Source organism: Streptomyces sp. NPDC054047 (assembly GCF_055585065.1).
Genome location: NZ_JBVJKV010000003.1, coordinates 1103602 through 1122196, shown reverse-complemented (window position 1 = coordinate 1122196; position 18595 = coordinate 1103602). Strand labels below are relative to the sequence as shown.

Here is an 18595-nt window from a genome sequence, read left to right as displayed (position 1 = left end):
GCCACCACAACAACCCACCCACAGCACCCACCCCCACCCCACACCCGGCAGAAGACACCAACCCCGCACCCAAACCACGGAGTTGAGCACACCCCGCCCCCCCCGGCAGCGCACGCCGGACCCGCGCCGCAGCCCAGGCGGGGGGACACCGGCCCCGCACTCCGAACCCGCACCGGACCCAGGAACACACCCCGACGCAGGGCGCAGGACACCGACACCAGACAGGGCGACGCCCGACCCGCACCAGACCCGGCTGCGGCCGCGGTACCCGGCGGGGGACGCCGAACCCGCGCCCGGACCCAGGACTGCACCCCGACGCGGGGCGCAAGGACGCCGGACCCGTCCCGGCCCCGGTCGCCGTCGCCGCGGTACCCGCCGGGGGACGCCGATCCCGCCCCGGAGCGCGGAGTTGACTACACCCCCGAACACCCAGCGGCGGACGCGCATCCCGTGCCGGCCCCAGGAACACACCCCGGCGCCCGACGCGGGGCGCAGGACACCGACACCAGACGGGGGGGACGCCGGACTCGCGCCGGACCCAGCCATAGTCGCGGTGTCCGCGCCGGGGTCAGGGCTGGCGCGCGGGCGGGGCGGCGGCCTCCAGATCCGCGACCGAGCCCGACATGATCGTGCGTACATGCCCGGTGATGTGCCCGGCAGGCCAGTCCCACCACGCCACGGCCAGCAGCCGGGCGACATCCTCCGCGTCGTAACGGGTACGGATCAGCCGGGCCGGATTGCCCCCCACGATCCCGTAGTCGGGCACATCACCGGTGACCACCGCACCGGACGCGACCACCGCACCGTGACCGATCCGGACCCCGGGCATGACCGTCACACCATGACCGAACCACACATCATGACCGACGACGGTGTCACCCCGGCCGGGCAGATCCGTGATCAGATCGAAGTGCTCCGCCCAGGAACCGCCCATGACGGGGAAGGGGAAGGTCGAGGGACCGTCCATCCGGTGATTGGCACCGTTCATGATGAACCGGGTCCCGGTACCCAGCGCACAGAATTTACCGATGCGAAGCTTCTCCGGGCCGTAGTGATACAGCACATTGCGCGTCTCGAACGCGGTCGGATCCACCGGATCGTCGTAATAGGAATACTCCCCCACCTCGATCAACGCAGACGTCACCAACGGCCGCAGCAAAACCACCCGCGGATGCTCCGGCATCGGATACAGAACCGTGGGATCAGCAGGAACAGACACCATACGAACCGTGCACTTCCTTCCAGAAACAAAACAACGAGACAACGAGACAACCGAACACCAACAGGACAGCGGGGACAGGAAGCCAGGAACGCACAGCAGGGCAGGAACAGGCAGAGGGGCAGAGAACACGGAGCACCGGGCACGGGGCACGGGACAGAGGGCACGGGGCAGAGGGCAGAGGGCAGGAACGAAGGCGGCGCGCAACCCTCAAGCCGGCAACGAGGCGGCCTGGGCGGCACACACACCCAGACAACTCCCCCGCCACCGCCGCCACAGCAGCCGGCCACGGCTCACGACCACGACAACACCGGCGAAAGCCACCAGCACCACCCCCCAGCCCCTCAGCCAGAACCGGCGAGAAACGGATGGCGGGCCCATCGAACAACAGAACATCCGCAGCCCAGCTGACCAACCGCACCAGAACCAGCCACCGCCACCACCCGGTGGACAACCGCGCCACCGCAACACCGAGCCGCGCACGCCCGAACACACCCAGAGCCAGCAACTGGTCGACATACTCCCCAGCGCCCCCAGCCGCCCGCACCCAAAAGCCGACAGGAGGATCTCGTGACCCGAACCAGGGCCGCGCCTCGATCCCCCGCAGATCACCCAGCACCCCATCGATGACCTGCCCAGCGGTCACCTGCGCGGGCAGGCCCCCGTCCTGGGCGAGGTAGCCGACAACCGCCGTCGGCCTGCACGATGACCTCCCCCTGATCGGGGCGCTCCCGCCGGGCGAGCAACCGCAGCAGCGTGCTCTTGCCCGACCCGTTCTCCCCGACGATGCCGGTGCGCTCACCCCGGGCCAGCGAGCAGGTCACCGAGTCGAGTACGGGCCTGCCATTGAACGACTTGCTGACGGCGAGTGCAGTGATCTGTGCAGGCGTACAAGCAACTCCGAAGCTGCCGGGGACGAAACGGCCACCTGGGGCCGCAAGACCGGAAGAACGCTTCGGAAGAGCATCGACAACCCCACTACTGCGACAACTGTTACTTTAAGAGCCTGTCATGCTCCAGCCCGCCGAGCAACCGGATTCCCGATGCCCGACCCATCCCACGCCCAGCCCCACCCCGCCGCACCGCCCGAGCGCCGGCCCGGCGGCCGCACCGCCCGCATCCGCGCCCACGTCCTGGACGCGGTACGCGCCGAACTCGGTGAACACGGCTACGAGGGACTCACGATGGAGGGCGTCGCGGCCCGCGCCGGCGTGCACCGCGCCACCGTCTACCGACGCTGGCAAGACACCGGCGGCCTGCTCGCCGACCTCCTCGACGCCGCCGGCCAGGACGACTGGCAGCCCCCCAACACCGGCTCCCTCCACGAGGATCTGACCGCCCTCAACGACGAGATCCAGCAATCCCTGCTCGCACAACCCTCCATCGCCCAAGCCCTGATCGCCGCCTCGTTCCGCTCCGCACGAGCCGCCCACGCCCAGCAGCAACTATGGGAAGACCGCTACCAACGCTGCGAAATCCTCGTCGAGCGCGCCATCCAACGCGGTGAACTCCCCCACCACACCGACGCACGACGACTGCTGATCGCCGCCACCGCACCCCTCTACCACCAACTCGTACTCATGCGGACCCCTCCCGACCCGCACCTGCCCACCCACGCCGCCACCACCGCAACCCTGGCCGCCAGTGCCGGAGCCTTCAACCACCCCCCACCCAACCCAAACCCCTGACACCCCCACCACTGAAACGGAGCCCCCCCCCGGGCCCGGAAGGGCCCCTCACCCCGGCGGAGCCACACGCCAGGGCAAAACCCGGCACCCAAGAAAGAAAACGATGCCCGGGACATGGCGGCACGTACAGGACAACACCCTGACCACAGAACTGCGGCAGCGGCTGGAGGTGTCGACCTTCCACGGCTTCGCCTGGAAGGTCATCACCAGCTTTGGTGCACGGCCCCGGACCCAGACGGCACCCGCACCACGCAACCCATCAAGCTGAAGAGCTGGTCCCTCAACTCCGGTTCAGGAGCGCGGACCGCCTGGCACGATCGCTTCCCATGGAGTCTGGTGCATGGAGTACTCACGCGGTGACGGAGGCCGCCGGCCAGGTGGTCAAGCGATTCCCCGGCCGTGACGGCGGACGCGCTGAGCGCGAATGGCGCGCTCTGAGGCTCCTGTCCGTTCATGCGCCAGGACTGGCCCCTGACCCCAGGGAGGCGGACCTGACAGCCGCCGGGTCGACCGTGGTGATGTCACGGCTCGCAGGTGTACCCATGCGTGGATACGCGCTGAGAGACGAGCAGGTCAAGGCACTGGCGCATGCAGTACGCACGCTGCACAGCGCGGTGCCCGTCCACACCCTCCGTCAGGTTCCCGCCAGGCCCGGCCAGCAGGCCGATCTCATCGCCCACCTCAACACCTGGGCAGCCACAGCCCGCCCCAAGGCCCCGCACGGCCCGGTGACACGGGCCATGGACCGCGGACTGCACTGGCTCGCCCGCTCAAGCCTGCACGCGGACACAGCGTCAAATGTCCCGCCGGTCTTCGGCCCGGGAGACGGCAACCTTGCCAACTACCTCTGGAACGGCTCCAGCGTCCAGGTGGTCGACTTCGAGGACTCGGGCCGCAGCGACCGCGCTTTCGAACTCGCGGAAATCACCGAGCACGTCGGGAGCTGGGTCGAGCACCCCCTCGATATCCCCTCATTCCTACGGCATTTCGACCTGACCCCATCCGAATCCGCACGGCTCGAGGACTGCCGCCGACTCCTCGCCCTGGTCTGGCTGTTCCTCCTGAACTTCGACAACCAGAGCCAGAACCCAAAGAACCCCGTCGGCACCGTGGAACGCCAAGCCGACAGACTGACCAGCCAACTCCCCTGATCCAGGACACCTCCTCCCACCGACACAGAGCCCCGGGAGCAGATTCCCGGCGTCGTGGAACGCCGCCGGCGTCGCACCGACCGCCCGGGCCGCCGGCGCAACACCGTGGTCACGGAGCCGGAGGGACTCGGGCCGGCCACCACCTGTCTCGCGCACGGAAGTTGCGCGGGAGTGAGGTGCCTGCGCGTGGGCAGGAGGGGCTTGCCCGGTAGATCACCGGGCGCTGTCGTGCCAGCACGGCATCGACGAGCGCACGCGCCGAAGGAGAAACGGTCTATGACACAGGGCGAACCGGCCACCAAGAACCCGGACAAAGGCTATGTAGCGCTTCTTGGCTGGAGTCTCAATGCGGTGGAAGCCCTCGACCGGTTCGACAGGCGCTATATCGTCGTGGCGCCGGAGTGGGCCGAGGAGTACTGCGTCGACCACGGCATCCCCTACGTTCCGTGGAATTTCGAGCGGCTCAACGACCGCTCCATGGAGATCGCCGAGACCCTTCAGAACGAGGGGGTAGACGTCGCGATCCCGCTGTACGAGGAAACGGTTGAATGGGCGGGGGCTATCAACTCCGTTCTGCTTGGCAACCCGCGACTGTACGGTCAGGCCATGCTGCTGCGTGACAAGGCGCTGATGAAGCGCCGCGCGCAACTCGGCGGCATCCGGGTCGGGATCTTCGAGGAGGCCCACGACCGGGACGACGTGACCCGCTTCCTCAAGCGCGTCAATCAGACCCTGCTCAAGCTGGACGGTGACCCGAACGACCCGATCCATCTCAAGGCGTTCGACAAGGCAGGATGCCTCGGGCACCGCGTCATCCGTACCCCGGACGAGGTCGACACGATTCCGGACGAGGAGTTCCCGGTCCTCATGGAATCCCACCTCGACGGCTGGGAGTTCGCGGTCGAGGCGTGGGTGCACAACGGGAAGATCAAGTTCCTCAATATCTCCGAGTACGTCACGCTGGGATATTCGGTGTTCGTGCCGGCGACCCCGGAACTGGAGCGGTACCGGCCGCAGATCACGGCGCAGATCGAGAAGCTCATCAAGACGTTCGACATCGAGTTCGGCTTCGTACACCCCGAGTATTTCGTCACAAGTGACGGAGAGATGTACTTCGGTGAGGTCGCCTACCGGCCGCCGGGCTTCAAGGTGTTCGAGCTGCTGGAGCGGGCGTACGGGTTCAACGCCTACCATGGGCTGGTTCTTGCCTTCGACCCGAAGACGACCGAGGAGGAGATCGACGCCTTCTTCCCGCGCGAGGTCGTCGACGCGTCCGGGGTCGCCGGCTGCTTCGGTGTCTACCCGCGCCGCCGCGTCGTCAGCGACCTGGAGATCCCGCAGGAGACCGAGGACGACGACTACTACGAGTCGCACGATCTCTCGACGCCGCTGGAGGAGACGGTCACCAAGAGGACCGCGTTCGGCACCCACTGGGGCCTGGTGTACTTCTTCGGTGATGACCCCTACCGCATGCGTGACCTGCTGAAGAAGCAGGAAGAGCTCGACTTCTACGTCTGACGGCCTTGTGGACGCAGGAGGCCAACGTGAGGGAAATTCTTTGAAACCGACCGTCGACGTCAACGGTGAGGCCACGACGCTGGACAAGCGCGTGGCCTCGCTGGACGACGCCATCCAGGCCATGGCCGAAACCCGCGACTTCGGCAAGCACACCAAGCTGCGGCGGGTCCTGGAAGCAGCGCGGCGGGTGCTCGGGCAGCCGGGCGGCGCCGCGGCGATCCAGGCCCGGGCACAGGCCCTTGAGGAAGCCGGACTGTTCCTGGAGACGGACTGGGCGTCACCGGAGATCCTCGTCCCGGCGCTGGTCGGCCCGAGCCTGCACAGCGGAAACGCGGACACCGTCGTCATGGAGGCGGCCAGCGAACTGCGGATGCTCGCTGTCGCCCGCGGCGACTACCCGCATCCGACGTTGTCCGCCCAGGACGCCCGCCAGTTCCTGTCCCAGGTACTGGCAACGAACCTGGAGCTGCTGTTCACCCCGCCCAGTGAGGCGGAGCGAATCCAGCAGGGCCGGACCGCACAGCTCATCCGCGACCTGTTCCGTCACCTCGCCGACGAGATCGGCTACGACAGCGTCCTGGACAATTTGGTCGACGAGATATGGCGGATCCTGCGTCAGCGTCCGATCCAGGTCGAGGCGGTGCAGGCCCTGATCACCAGGATCTCGATCTACCGCAACGACCCGGACGTCGCTCTGGGTGTGACGTCGGGGCAGGGCATCGACCGGCTCATCACGAGTCTGTTCGGGACCACCGAGGCGAGCCGGGACGACCCGGGCATCGACGTCTTCCGCTCCCGGCTCGAGGCGATGGATTCCGGCGGCCTTCAGTACGAGGCGACGGGGTTCGCGCGAGCGATGCACGACACCGGCCTGGTGTCGCCGTACCACGCTGAACTGCTCCGATTCCTCCTGCGCGAGAGCGACTACCTCGTCGGTGAGGCGCTCGGCCTTTCCGACACCGGCCGCAACTGTCTGCTGCGCTACAGCCAGCTGGTGCACCGGCTGATCGAGACGGCCGTGCACCCGCAGACCGCGCAGAGCGTCTACGGGCTGGCGCTGCTGCTCGACCGCGGCATCCTCTACCAGCCGCCGGTGGTGCCCGCACTGTGGCGCCAGCTGTCGCTCGAGCTCTCTCCGGTCGCGCGCGAGCGGTTGACTACGGTCTTCGGCGAGACGCCGTCGCCGCAGGCGCGGCTGGTCGCGGGGGTGCTCTCGATGCTGGGCCAGCCACTCGGCGTCGGTCAGGGCGACAACCCCACCTGCCAGTCGGCCCGTGCGCTGTCGATGTGGTCCTACAACGATCCGGACTACCTGCTGCAGATGCTGGTCTGGGCGGCCCGCGACGACGAGGTCCTCATGCACTTCGAGGGGCAGCCGATCTCGTCGAAGGACAGCGCGGGCGGCGTCGCGACCACGCTGCCGATGGACCTGGACCCCGTGTCGCTCCTCCTGGTCCCCCACCTGGACCGGATCTACGCCGAGATGGGGCGGCGCTGCGCCGCACGGCCGGGGGACCCGCACCGGTGGATCAACCCCGAGTTCCACGGCTGGTGGGCAGCCCGCGGTTTCCACATCAACGTCGACGTCGCGACCGGAAACCTGGTCGACCTCGACGAGTTCCTGCGGCAGTTCCACACCAGCTACCACCCCTTCTACAACGGCGAGCAGCCGCTGATCCATCCGCAGCCGGCCGGCATCGCCGTCACCGACAGCGCGGCCCGCTACATCGGCTGGCACGCGATCACCATTCTGCGGACCGCGCCCGACCCGCAGGACGTCATGCGGGTGTACTTCTTCAACCCGAACAACGACAGCGGCCAGGACTGGGGCGACGGCGTCGTCGTCTCCACCTCGGGCAACGGCGAGCGGTTCGGCGAGGCATCACTGCCGTTCGACCAGTTCGCCTCGCGGCTCTACATCTTCCACGCCGACCCGCTCGAGCACGGCGAACCGGAGCGCGTACCCGCCGAGAACATCGCGCGGATCACCGGCTACATCGAGCGCAGCTGGGGCAACGACCGGCTGTCGGCGGAGATGCTGCAAGCCCTCGAAAGGCCCACGAGCCGGTAAGCCCGGCGCCCCGGATCCAGGCCGCGACCTTCCCTGTCTGAAGCGCGGCCGGACACCGGAATCGGACAGAGGCCGCAAGGAAGCCGAACCGGCGACCGCCACCCCGGTGAGGGCAAGCCGCCGGTGGTCCTGCGTACCGGACCACCGGCGGCGGCCGGTTCCGGATCTCCCGCAACGACGAAGCCGTCGAGTGGCACGGCGCTCATCGCGCCGCCCGACCTCTCGGCCACGCGTCCCGTGCGGCGCCCCGTGACGGGCTGCACTGCCGGTGCGGCAGTGCAGCCCGCTCAAGCCTTCGTGACGCTTCAGCTGATCCGCAGCTGTTGGGCTCAGTCCAGCCGCCTCCCGAGCCGCTCGGCCAGAAAGGCGATGATCTCGTTCCGGGCTTGCATGGTGGGGTGACCCTCCTGGTCGACGAGGTGGGCCGTGACAACACTGTGGGCGCAGCCGACGACGTCACGGAAGAAGGGCGGAGGATTGGTGTTCGCCGTCTCGGCTCTGAGTACGCGGCCGTCGAACGCGTCCCCCAGCAGCGCCCGGTAGGCGGCGAACCGCTGGCCGGTGCACCAACTGTCGTTCTCGAAGCGGTAGGCGAGCACCTTCAAGCCGTCGCGCGCCACGCGGTCGGCCACCGCAGCGGCGTCTTCCTCGCTGATCTCCAGACCGCCGGGGTCGTCGAGCGGAAGGGACGGGTGGTTGACGACGGGTGCGATGACAGCGGGTTCGAGCGCCATGGTCAGAGCGAAGTTGCCGGTGAAGCACAGACCGACCGCGCCGACACCGGGCCCTCCGTGCTCCGCGTGCGCCAGACGGGCGAGGCCACGCAGCCAGGTGACGACAGGGCTTGTGCCGCCTCCGGCAAACGCTCGGAACTCGGCACTGACACACGCGCGTCGAACGACGGTCTCGCGTGCCTCGGCGAGTGGATAGGCACCGTCGACACCGAAGAGAGAAGGCAGGTACACCGTGAAGCCGGCATCACGCACCCAGCGTGCGAACCGGGCGACGTCGGGGCTGATGCCCGGCATCTCCGGCATGAGGATGACTGCCGGCCCCGCCCCGGCGACGTACACGGTCTTGTCGATGTCATCGACGCTGACATCTCTCCGTACGAAGTCCTCGAGAGGATCGTTCTGTCCTCGCACCATTGTCATGATCGAGATGATGGCGAGTGGCCGACCTTCCTGAGAAGCGGCGACATCGCCATGTATCCCGGTAATATCGCCACCCTTCAAAGGGCGGAGGGGGATCGCGTGAGTCCGTTACGAGTTGGCGTGCTGGCCTACCCCGGCTGCTTCGCGTCGGAGGTGTTCGGCGTGCCCGACCTCCTGACGATGGCAAGTCACGTCGCCGCGGCACGCGGAGCGCACGAACCGGCCTACGAGACGTCGGTCATCTCGCCCCGGAGGAGAGTGATCGCGTCCGGAGGCCCGGTCCTCGACGTCTCGGCGATGCGCCCCGTGGACGTCCTGATCGTGCCGGGCTTCGAGTCTTCGCCCACCACCGGTCTCGAGGCGACCATCGCAGACCTGGGACCAGAAGTGTCGGCGATTCGCTCACAGGCGGCAGCGGGGACCGCTGTCGTCTCGATCTGCGTGGGCGCCTTCCTCGTTGCTGAAGCCGGACTGCTCGGCGGACGCGAAGCGACCACGTCCTGGCTGTTCGCGGACCGGTTCGCCCGCCGCTACCCCGACGTCCGCCTCCGGCCGAAGAGTCTGGTCGTGACCGACCGCGGGGTCACGACCACCGCGGCCTTCAGCGCCATGTACGACTTCGCGCTGCAGTTCATCCGCGAGCACGACGGTCCCCGCGTCGCCCGTGGCACCGCGCGTATCGCGCTGCTCGATGACGCGCGCTCCACCCAAGCTCCGTACGTCGACGCGGAGCTCATACCAACTCTGGGCAGGGAGTTCTCGCTCAGCGTCAAGCGGTGGCTCGACCAGAACCTCGACACTCGCTACGACCTGCCCACCCTGGCCCAGGAGTTCCACGTCAGCACGAGAACCATGCTCCGCCGCTTCGGCCACGAAGCCGGCGAGTCACCGCTGGCGTACCTTCAGACGGTCCGGGTGCGCCGCGCCAGACACCTGCTGGAAACCACCGACAAGACCGTCGCCAACGTCGCCGCCGATGTCGGATACCGCGACCCTGGAACGTTCAGCGGCATCTTCGCCAGGCACACGGGCCAGCGCCCGAGGGAGTACCGCGCGAAATTCCATCGTCACCGCGTGCCCAAAAGCGCGATCACCGGCGTGCCACCCTCCCTGCATCTGCCGTAATGCCAAGCAGACTCCGCCGCGCGGGGGCGACGCGGCGGCTACGAGCCGGGCTACGAGGCGAACAGCGCGTGCCGGGCGACGGGCAGGACCGACCGGTCCTCTCCGGCACCCTCCGGTGCGCTGATTTCCGCCCAGACCGCGTCGAGGGACAACCCGAGGGTGTCGGCGATCGCGGCGATGGTCGGGAAGGCGGGGGTGGCCACGCGGCCGGATTCGATCTTTCGGAGCGTCTCCGGCGAGATGCCCGCGGCGAGCGCGACGTCGAGCATCGAGCGGCAGCCCCGGGCACGGCGGAGCAGGGCGCCGAGGCGCTGTCCGCGTTCGACCTCGGCGGGAGTGAGCGGCAACCTGACCATGACCCCATTCTAATACCGGTACAGTTAGACCGGTATAGTTATTGGAAACACGTGAGGGGCCCCCATGATTGAGATCCTGAACTCCACCCGGCTCGAGCGGGCGAAGGAGACCGGAGCGCTGGTCGGCTACATCCTGCACACGCTGAAGCAGCGCAGCACGGCCGGCACGAACCTTCTGGACATCGACCAGTGGGCCAAGGAAATGATCGCCGAGGCCGGGGCGCAGTCCTGTTACGTCGACTATGCGCCGTCCTTCGGTCGCGGTCCGTTCGGCCACTACATCTGCACGGCCGTCAATGACGCCGTGCTCCACGGCCGTCCCCACAACTACACGCTGGCCGACGGCGACCTGCTGACCCTCGACCTGGCTGTCTCCACGCGCGGAGTGGCCGCGGATGCCGCGATCAGTTTCCTCGTGGGCGAGGCCCGGCCGGCGGAGAGCGTCGCGATGATCGAGACGACCGAACGCGCGCTGGCCGCGGGCATCGCCGCCGCCAAGCCGGGGGCCCGCATCGGCGATCTCTCCCACGCCATCGGTACGGTCCTCGGCGAAGCCGGGTACCCGATCAACCTTGAGTTCGGCGGTCACGGCATCGGCTCGACGATGCACCAGGACCCGCATGTCGCCAACAACGGACGGCCCGGCCGGGGCTACAAGCTGCGCCCTGGGCTGCTCCTGGCCCTGGAGCCCTGGGTCATGGCCGACACCGCCACGCTCGTCACCGACGCCGACGGCTGGACGCTTCGCAGCGCAACGGGCTGCCGGACGGCACACAGCGAGCACACCATCGCCATCACTGACGACGGAGCCGAAATCCTCACCCTGCCTCCGCGGGCGTAGCCGTCAAGGGCTTGGGGCCGCCCCCGCGTACCGCTGCCGACTGGTGGTTGGGGCGTGCGGTACGGCGGCCCCTGGCTCACGCGTGCGGGGATCATAGAAAGCCAATCGGGCCGCCCACGTTCGCACCAGAACTCAACAGCTCTTGAGCGCGGCAACCTGATGCTTCACCACTGCCTCCTGCAGGCTCGCGACTTGCCCATGCGATTATGCGGACGGCTCTCGATCGACCGGTGCGCAGTCAATTGACCAGGCGATCGAGACGCCGGGGGTCAACCTGTCGAGCGGCAACGGGAGTGCGGTGTGAGCGGGGCTGGGGGGCAGGACGGATCGTCCGTGTCCGATGAGGAGTGGGACCGGTTCCTTCGCGAGTCGGTGGAGGGCAAGGCCGGGGCCCCTGTGGAGCCGTCGGCGCGCGCTCGTGCGGTGGAGCGGCGGCTGCGGGGGCGCTCCGGGCAGCTGGAGGGATGGCGTACGCACTCACCGGCGCGGCCCCGGCGCAGGACAGGCTGGTACGTGACCGGGCTGTTGGCAGCCGTGGCGCTCCTGATGGTGGGGCTCTTCCCGCAGCAACTCTTCGGCTGGGTCGGTGACAACGACGCCGGGCAGGACAAGGCACCCTTGGCCGCCGAGTCGCAGAGCCCGAGCAAGGCGCCCGGCGCAGAGCCGAAGCTACGCGCTACCCGCGCCGAACCCTTCCGGGGTTCACCCGCCGCCCGGTGGGCCGACGGAGCGGCTGGGATCACGGTGCCGCCCGCCAAGGCGACCGGCTGGATGGACACCGCCCAAGTTGAGCGGGCGCTGCGCAAGAGCCGCGACTTCCTGGTGGCCGCGGGGCTCGACTCCCGCGTGCTGCGCGGCGAACGGCCCACCAAGGCGATCGCGCTGCTCAACCCGCATCAACAGGACGTGCAGGACTACCTCCGTGCGGCCCTGTCGACGGCGACGCCCACCGACAAGACCGACCCCCTGTTGCTGTTCAGCCGCTTCCGGCCAGAAAAGGCCCAGCCGGTCGGTGACGTGGTCAAGACACGCGGCCGGCTCACCTACCGGGAGGGGAAGCGCGGGGCGCTCGAGGTGACGGCGGACGTCACCTTCGTCTACCCGGTCGCCCCAGCGGACGACGATGGACGAGAAGCCGAGGTCGTCCGGACCATCGTGCGGCGCGAGGTGGTGATGAGCTGGGACAACCCGGCCAAGGTCATCACCGAACCGGGCACGATGTCCCTCGTCTCCTACACCCTCGACATGACCAACGGCGGCTGCTCCGAGCCGACCGGCTACTTCGTCCCGCCCTTCGACACCACGGACGAGCAGACCGCCGACGAAACCCGCCGGCTCGACCCCTACGACCGCAGCAAACCGCTCGACACGAACAACGGCACGACGGCCACGGGCAAAGACTGCGCGACGGCCACCCGCTCTTGAAGCGCAGGAACCGGGCCGGTTCTGCTTCAGGGGCACGTCTTCGAAGGCCGGCGCCCTTGCCACCCGCTTCGGCGGGTTGGGCGCCGGCCTTGTCTATCGCTCCCCCAGGCGGTCATCCCCGCGGGCAACCTCTCGATCCGCCCACGGTGCGCCCGCCGGCGGCGCTACTTCACGGACCACTTCAGGGGCTCCTTGTAGTACCCCTGGGAGTAGGTCACCTTCTCCACCTCGGCCCCTTCGGGGATGAGGTACGGGTCGCAGACAGCGCGCTTCTCGCCCTTCTTCCACACGTCCTCGGTCCCGAGTTCCTTGACACCGTTGAGGAGGTTGCAGTCCTTTGGCGTGCTGCTGAGGGCACCGATGAGGATGAACTTCGTGCCGGGGCCCGCAGCGGTCTCGACATTGACATCGCTCATCATCGGGGGCGGCTCTTTGAGCGCATCGCCGCCGACGTGCCTGGCGTTGACGTAGACCCACACGACCTTCTTGCCCGCGTACTTGTCGGGCTCATCGAGTTCGTCAAGATCCTCCGGCTTGCCCTCGACGACCTTCGTCGGCGTGAACACGAACTTGGCCGTCTTCTTGTAACTGGAGATCTCCTGCTCCGGGCTCGGCTGACCGAGCCTCAGTTTCTTCGGAGCCTGAGTGGCACTGGGGGTGGCGTCCTTCGAGGAGTCGCCCGTGCTGGGGTAGCACGCGGTGAGGGTGCAGGCCGTGGCCGCGCCGACGGCTATCAGCCCAAGGCGCCGGCCAAAGTGGGCGCTGTGCCGATTCTGTGGATGAGACATAGGACGATACTTTATGTCGATCATTCCACTCGGCAGGAACAGGCCGGCGCTCCCGCAGCGTGATCTCCACTCCACTCCAACGCGACTCGGCCCGGACCGGGTCGGGTCGGGTCGGGTCGGGTCGGGTCGGGCCAAGCGCGACCCCGGAGCCTGCGGGTTACGGAGCCGCGGTGTAGGTGACGGCGGTGTCCTTGCACTGGCCGGAGGCGAAGACGGCGATGGCGTCGAGCTCGGCCGGGTCGGCCGCCAGGTCCCAACGCAGCTTGGTGGCCGCCCACTCCGAGACGTAGCGGCAGTGCGCGTCAGGCAGCGGCGGCAGCCACTCGGACGGGTCCTGGTCGGCCTTGGAGCTCTTCGTACGGGCGGTGACGGCCACCAGCGAGGCCGGGGCGCCCAGGTCGTTGGCGTAGGCCTCGCGGCGGTCGGCGCTCCAGGCGGAGGCGCCGGAGTCCCAGGCCTCGGCCAGCGGCACCATGTGGTCGACGTCGAGCTTGTCCATGTCCTCGACTTCCTGGGCGTCGTAGTAGGACAGCCATTCACCGCCGGTGAGCTTGCAGTTCGCGCCGACGGACGGCGCCTCGGTGGCCTCGGCGATCAGCACTTCGGCACGTGTGGTGCAGCCGTCGGACGGCACCTCACCGGCGTTCCAGTGCTTGTACGCGGTGCGGGTGTAGCCCTCGCGGCGTTCGTCGGCGACCGGGATGCGGTGCACGGCGTCGGCCAGGGTCGTGGTCTCGGTGGGGTCGGCGGCCTGCGCCGGGGCCGGAGCGAGAAGCGGGGTCAGGGACAGGCTGAGCGCGGCGAGGCCGCGAGTGAAGTTCTTGATCACCCGGCAGGCATACCTCCCGCCGCACGCGATCACCGGGTGCTCGGCAGGCCTCTCCTCCGTGTGGAGGACGAAGTTCACCGCAGAAACGTTGCATTGGCGTCCACCGCCAGCACGCTGTCCTGGGCTCCCGTCATACCAGCTGCGTCAGGCCGCGACCGGGGCCCGCCTTCTGTCCGGGCGAGCTGGATCACCGCTCTGCGCTTCGAGGCGCACCCACTCCCAGCCCCACTCTCACCCTCACCCTTACCCGAGTCCGGCCACTGGTCGGACTTTTGGATGGTCCTGCGGATGCGTGGCTCGGAATCGGGCCTGGCGGCGCACCGGGCGCCGATGACAGAATGCCCCGATGATCGACTTTCTTCCTGATGGCCTGAAGGCACGGCACCTCGCCGAGGAAGACCATCCGCAGGTCCTCTCGGTACTCGACGGATGGTGGGGCGGGCTGAAAGGGCCCGCAGGGGCGTTGGAGCGTTCACTGCTCCTGCCGAGGCTGTACTTCCAGCACTTCACCACCACAAGTTTCCTGGTCGAACGCGATGAGGGGCAGGTCGACGGGGACCGGACCGACGGGGGCCAGATCGCGGCATTCCTGGTCGGCTTCCTGTCGCAGACCGAACCGGACGCCGCTTACGTGCACTTCGTGGGCGTCGACCCGCGACTGCACGGACAGGGCGTCGGACGAGCCCTGTACCGGGCGTTCTTCGCTCTCGCCCGTTCACACGGCCGTCGATACGTGCACTGCATCACCAGCCCGCAGAACACCGCGTCGCAGTCCTTCCACACTCGACTCGGCTTCGCGGCATCGAACGTGAAGCCGGACTACGACGGTCCTGGGCTCGACCGGGTGGCCTTCACCCTTGACCTCGCCGTGCATCCGGTCCCTTCCCCATGATGTTTGCGGGTGCAGATCAGCTGGGGACGGGTGATCAACTGGTCGTCGCGCGGCGCGACAGTCTCCTCGTGCTTACCCAACTGCACTGCTGCCCGGTTCCGAACCGTTGCGGCGCTGACGTTGCCAGTCCGCAGGGTCGCCGTGCCCTGCCCTATGAGCGGTCGGCACGGTCACCCTCGCCGACGCAGCGCGTGACGCGCCCCAGTCCCGCAAAAGTTCGAGTTCGTCAGTCATCGTCGGACACCTCGCTTCGCGTAGCTTGCCGCGAGCCCGGTGCAACCGTGATCTGACCGTGCCGATGGGGACACCAAGGGCCTGGGCCACCTTCTCGTAGCCAAGACCGCCCCACGCCACCAGCAGCAGCACGCCCCGGTACCGCGCGGGCAGTGCGGCCAGTGCCACCGCCAGCTCGCGGCCCACCGCTTGCGCCTGCGCCCCCACCCGGGCCGAAGCACGGTCGGCCAGCGGCTCCTCGTGATCGGCCGGAGCCGGGATGCGGGCCAGGGCTTTGAAACGGCGTACCTCGGCCCGCCGGTGCCGTACCCGTGGCCCACGCGGGGTCGTAACGGTGCCGCTGCTGGAGAAAGCAGTGGTGAAGGTTCCGCCATCCGGTCGCCGGCCAGCTCGCCGGCGGCGAGTTCCCTCGGGCCCCGGCTCCTCTGGAGCGTGTACCGGAAGCGGACGTTGAGTATGCGGCTCTGTGGTGGGCCAGCGCCGGCTTCCGCTCCGGCGGTCACGGGCTCCCGATCGCCTGCCGAGTGCTGAACGCGGTGCCGGGTGAGGGCAGGTGAGAGCAGGTGAGGAAGCGTCAAACGGCGTTGTCAGTGCCTGCACATAGAGTGAAATCACTGCGGAAGGCCGGGGAGTAAGCCGGGGAGAAGGAGCACAGCCATGTCTGCCAACAGGATCCAACACAAGGTCAATCACGTCGCGCTGGTCGTGGACTGTTCGGGCTCCATGCGTCCGCATCAGGAACAGCTCGTGCGCGTGGTGGACGAGTTCGTGGCCGGGCTCAAGGCCGAGTCGGACAGCCTGGGTCACGAGACCCGGATCAGCCTCTACTCCTTCGACCACCGGGTGGAAAACCTGGTGTGGGACATGGACGTGAAGCACCTGCCGTCGATGCGCGGCCTGTACCGGGTCAACAACGGTGCCACCGCCCTCATCGAGGCATCACTGAAGTCCCTGGAAGACCTGGGACACATCTGGGAGCAGTACGGCGAGCACAGCTTCCTCCAGATCGTGGTGACCGACGACGAGGAGAACGCGTCCGGCGGCGACAGACGCCACGACGGCGACATGACCATCCTGGGCCCCTGGCTCGAACGGATCACCGCGAAGATGGGCGGCCTGCCCGACCACTGGACCTCCGCGATCCTGGTGCCCAATTCCCTGGCCAAACGCACCGCCCAGAACTACGGCTTCCCGGCCGGGAACATCGCCATCTGGGACGCAGACTCCCAAGAGGGCGTCGAAGAGGCCATCGGCACCGTACGCGCGGCCGCCACCAGCTTCCTGCGCGCCCGCGAACAGGGCGTGCGCGGCACAAAGAACCTGTTCGCCGTCGGCCAGGACATATCCATCGACGAGGTGCGGGCCAACCTCGAACCGATTCCCGCGACCATGTACCGGCTGCTGAAGGTCGACCAGGAGGCCGAGATCCGCCCCTTCGTCGACTCCCATCCGGGCGTCAACTACGAACGCGGCTCCTGTTACTACCAGTTGGGGGCCCGCGCCCAGGTCCAGCCGAACAAGGAAGTCATCGTGGTCGAAAAGGACACCGACCGCGCCTACACCGGGGACGCGGCACGCAGCCTGCTGTTCGGTACGGGAATCCAGGGCACCGTCTCGGTGAAAGCGGGCAACAATCCCCAGCTGGAGGTCTACGTGCAGAGCCGCTCGGTCAACCGCAAGCTCAAGCCGAAGACCCGCCTGCTCATCATGCTCTGACACCACCACGGCCCCTCCCCCTGGAGACGTCACAGCGGCCGGGGCGCGGTTGACGACCGACACCACGCGAATCTCAAGCTCACGCTCAACCTGACGTTGAGGTAGAGGGTGAGGTTGAGGGTGAGACTCGACGGCGGCACCACTCGATGTGACCATCACCCACAGTGACCATCACGGCTCACGACCTGAAATGCGTCAGGGCCCGGATCCTCTGAAGGATCCGGGCCCTGACGGGTAGTAGCGGGGACAGGATTTGAACCTGCGACCTCTGGGTTATGAGCCCAGCGAGCTACCGAGCTGCTCCACCCCGCGCCGTAAGACCCACCCTACGCCACCACGACCCACCCTCAAGACCACTCGGGACGCAGCCTGGCACTCGGCCAAGCGGCGCCCCGCCCGGAGCGTGTCAGCGGACGCGGCGGATACGGATCGGGCCGCGGGCCTGTGCGGGATCGACCGCGCGGCCCGCCTGGGTGATCTCCACCTCGCCGGCCGCCACCAGGCGCCGGGCCGCGCGGCGGACCGGTTCCATCAGCGCGCGCCAGCCGTCATCGTCCCCTTCGTGCACCGCCCGCGCAGCGTCGGAAGGGCAGATCGTCGAGGCCGGACCACGACGCTCCAGCAGATCCAAAATGGCCCGCTCCAAACACCGGTCCATCTGCTGCTCGCTATCCCTCACCGCACTAGTCTCACACCGGCGACGACGGGAAGCAGGACATCAGCCGCCGCACCCGCCCCACCCGGCCCTCGCATCGAGGGGGAGGGCCGGGCATGAGCGCCCCACTGCGGCGATGCAGCTCAAAGGCAGGTCCAGCACGTATCGCCCCGCCGGGGAACCAGGCGTCCCGCTCCCCCAGTCAGCGCCGCTATGCCGTCAGCGCACCATCCAGCTCGTCCAGGCTCTCCGCCCGCCAGTCAAAGGAGTCCGCGCTCCCCGGCGCATCCCCCGCCGGTCGCCGGACAAAAGCCGTCCGCATCCCCGCCGCCTGCGCTCCCCGCAGGTCCCAGGCGTGCGCGGCGACCATCAGCACCCGCTCGGCGGGGCACCCCGCCGCGTCGACAGCGAGCCGGTAGACCTCCGCGGCCGGTTTGTAGGCCCGCGCGTCCTCGGCCGACAGAGCTTGATGCCAGCGCAGCCCCGCGTACGCGTTCAGGCGCAGCAGACTCGTCCGGCTGGCATGTGAAAGCCCCAGTACGGGAAACCGTCCCGCCAGGCGGGCGAGGCCGGCCACCGAGTCCGGCCAGGGGCTCAGGCGCTGCCCCGCACCGGCCAGCCGCCCTATGGCCGCCTGGTCGGTGAGCCCGGCGCGGTCGGCCACGCGCTCCGCCGCTTCGCGGTCGATGACCTCGCTGTTGGCGTACGTCCGGCTCCCCTCCCCGATACGCCGCTGTTCGCCCTCGACATGCCCGTGCCACACCGCCAGCAGACGCTCCACCGTCTCCTCACCGGCGTCGCCACCGCACGCGGCCAGCGCCTCGCCGATCGCCGTACGCAGTCCTCCCGACTCGTCCACCATCGTCCCCAGCACATCGAAGACGACGACCTCGATACCGCCTGCCCCAGACATCCGCTCTCCTCTCCACGACG

At 68.5% G+C, this 18595-nt stretch carries 16 protein-coding genes, 1 tRNA gene and 2 pseudogenes; 9 read left to right on the top strand and 10 right to left on the bottom strand.

Features of this window, described 5'->3' with window-relative positions; genetic code table 11:
- Positions 1-568: 568 nt before the first annotated feature.
- A complete protein-coding gene (locus tag ACZ6ZP_RS16625) occupies positions 569-1219 on the bottom strand; it encodes a CatB-related O-acetyltransferase (protein ID WP_383824476.1) in 651 nt (216 codons plus the stop codon).
- Positions 1220-1805: 586 nt separating this feature from the next.
- Positions 1806-2097: pseudogene (locus ACZ6ZP_RS16620) on the bottom strand (ATP-binding cassette domain-containing protein); the annotation flags it as partial.
- 165 nt (positions 2098-2262) lie between these two features.
- Here ACZ6ZP_RS16620 and ACZ6ZP_RS16615 point away from each other — a divergent pair.
- The 4 genes from ACZ6ZP_RS16615 (at position 2263) to ACZ6ZP_RS16600 (ending at position 7647) form a co-directional block, all read left to right on the top strand.
- Positions 2263-2907 carry a TetR/AcrR family transcriptional regulator gene (locus tag ACZ6ZP_RS16615; RefSeq protein WP_469407232.1) on the top strand — a complete coding sequence of 215 codons (645 nt, stop codon included), beginning with the start codon at positions 2263-2265 and terminating at the stop codon, positions 2905-2907.
- A gap of 356 nt (positions 2908-3263) precedes the next feature.
- The gene (locus tag ACZ6ZP_RS16610; RefSeq protein ID WP_469407231.1) at positions 3264-4058 is read left to right on the top strand and encodes a phosphotransferase family protein; all 795 of its coding nucleotides are present in this window, start codon (positions 3264-3266) and stop codon (positions 4056-4058) included.
- Positions 4059-4334: 276 nt separating this feature from the next.
- Positions 4335-5576: an ATP-grasp domain-containing protein gene (locus ACZ6ZP_RS16605; protein WP_366463960.1), complete on the top strand. Its 1242-nt coding sequence runs from the start codon at positions 4335-4337 to the stop codon at positions 5574-5576.
- A 40-nt stretch (positions 5577-5616) separates the two neighbouring features.
- Positions 5617-7647, top strand: coding sequence for a hypothetical protein (locus ACZ6ZP_RS16600; protein WP_469407229.1), 2031 nt, complete (start codon positions 5617-5619; stop codon positions 7645-7647).
- A 329-nt stretch (positions 7648-7976) separates the two neighbouring features.
- Here the strand turns inward: ACZ6ZP_RS16600 and ACZ6ZP_RS16595 are convergent, their stop codons facing one another.
- The gene (locus tag ACZ6ZP_RS16595; protein WP_351155752.1) at positions 7977-8882 is read right to left on the bottom strand and encodes a dienelactone hydrolase family protein; all 906 of its coding nucleotides are present in this window, start codon (positions 8880-8882) and stop codon (positions 7977-7979) included.
- Between the two features lie 18 nt (positions 8883-8900).
- On the opposite strand from ACZ6ZP_RS16595, the gene ACZ6ZP_RS16590 reads away from it, so the two are divergent.
- Positions 8901-9926 (top strand): GlxA family transcriptional regulator, encoded by a 1026-nt coding sequence (locus tag ACZ6ZP_RS16590; RefSeq protein WP_469407228.1) that lies wholly within the window; start codon positions 8901-8903, stop codon positions 9924-9926.
- Positions 9927-9976: 50 nt separating this feature from the next.
- Here ACZ6ZP_RS16590 and ACZ6ZP_RS16585 read toward each other — a convergent pair whose 3' ends face one another.
- Positions 9977-10282, bottom strand: a complete 306-nt coding sequence (locus tag ACZ6ZP_RS16585) for a helix-turn-helix domain-containing protein (RefSeq protein ID WP_361472929.1) — start codon at positions 10280-10282, stop codon at positions 9977-9979.
- A 64-nt stretch (positions 10283-10346) separates the two neighbouring features.
- Here ACZ6ZP_RS16585 and map point away from each other — a divergent pair, with 64 nt between their 5' ends.
- Together map and ACZ6ZP_RS16575 are read left to right on the top strand one after the other, a co-directional pair.
- Positions 10347-11123, top strand: a complete 777-nt coding sequence (gene map / locus ACZ6ZP_RS16580) for a type I methionyl aminopeptidase (protein ID WP_351155757.1) — start codon at positions 10347-10349, stop codon at positions 11121-11123.
- Between the two features lie 333 nt (positions 11124-11456).
- Positions 11457-12548: a hypothetical protein gene (locus ACZ6ZP_RS16575; protein ID WP_399972719.1), complete on the top strand. Its 1092-nt coding sequence runs from the start codon at positions 11457-11459 to the stop codon at positions 12546-12548.
- Between the two features lie 164 nt (positions 12549-12712).
- On the opposite strand, the gene ACZ6ZP_RS16570 is transcribed toward ACZ6ZP_RS16575, so the two are convergent.
- Entirely contained in the window at positions 12713-13336 is a 624-nt protein-coding gene (locus ACZ6ZP_RS16570; RefSeq protein WP_351155763.1) for a hypothetical protein, read from the bottom strand.
- Between the two features lie 157 nt (positions 13337-13493).
- A complete protein-coding gene (locus ACZ6ZP_RS16565; protein WP_399972844.1) occupies positions 13494-14165 on the bottom strand; it encodes an HNH endonuclease family protein in 672 nt (223 codons plus the stop codon).
- Positions 14166-14511: 346 nt separating this feature from the next.
- Between ACZ6ZP_RS16565 and ACZ6ZP_RS16560 the strand changes: the two genes are divergently transcribed.
- Positions 14512-15057 carry a GNAT family N-acetyltransferase gene (locus ACZ6ZP_RS16560; RefSeq protein WP_383824419.1) on the top strand — a complete coding sequence of 182 codons (546 nt, stop codon included), beginning with the start codon at positions 14512-14514 and terminating at the stop codon, positions 15055-15057.
- A gap of 246 nt (positions 15058-15303) precedes the next feature.
- Here ACZ6ZP_RS16560 and ACZ6ZP_RS16555 read toward each other — a convergent pair.
- Positions 15304-15597: pseudogene (locus tag ACZ6ZP_RS16555) on the bottom strand (sigma-70 family RNA polymerase sigma factor); the annotation flags it as partial.
- Between the two features lie 351 nt (positions 15598-15948).
- Between ACZ6ZP_RS16555 and ACZ6ZP_RS16550 the strand changes: the two are divergent.
- A complete protein-coding gene (locus ACZ6ZP_RS16550) occupies positions 15949-17007 on the top strand; it encodes a vWA domain-containing protein (protein ID WP_469407225.1) in 1059 nt (352 codons plus the stop codon).
- A gap of 238 nt (positions 17008-17245) precedes the next feature.
- Here ACZ6ZP_RS16550 and ACZ6ZP_RS16545 read toward each other — a convergent pair.
- The 3 genes from ACZ6ZP_RS16545 to ACZ6ZP_RS16535 form a co-directional block, all read right to left on the bottom strand.
- Positions 17246-17319 (bottom strand) — tRNA-Met (locus ACZ6ZP_RS16545).
- A gap of 94 nt (positions 17320-17413) precedes the next feature.
- Entirely contained in the window at positions 17414-17665 is a 252-nt protein-coding gene (locus ACZ6ZP_RS16540; RefSeq protein ID WP_383824469.1) for a DUF3253 domain-containing protein, read from the bottom strand.
- A 208-nt stretch (positions 17666-17873) separates the two neighbouring features.
- A complete protein-coding gene (locus ACZ6ZP_RS16535; protein ID WP_469407223.1) occupies positions 17874-18575 on the bottom strand; it encodes a haloacid dehalogenase type II in 702 nt (233 codons plus the stop codon).
- Positions 18576-18595 lie beyond the last annotated feature (20 nt).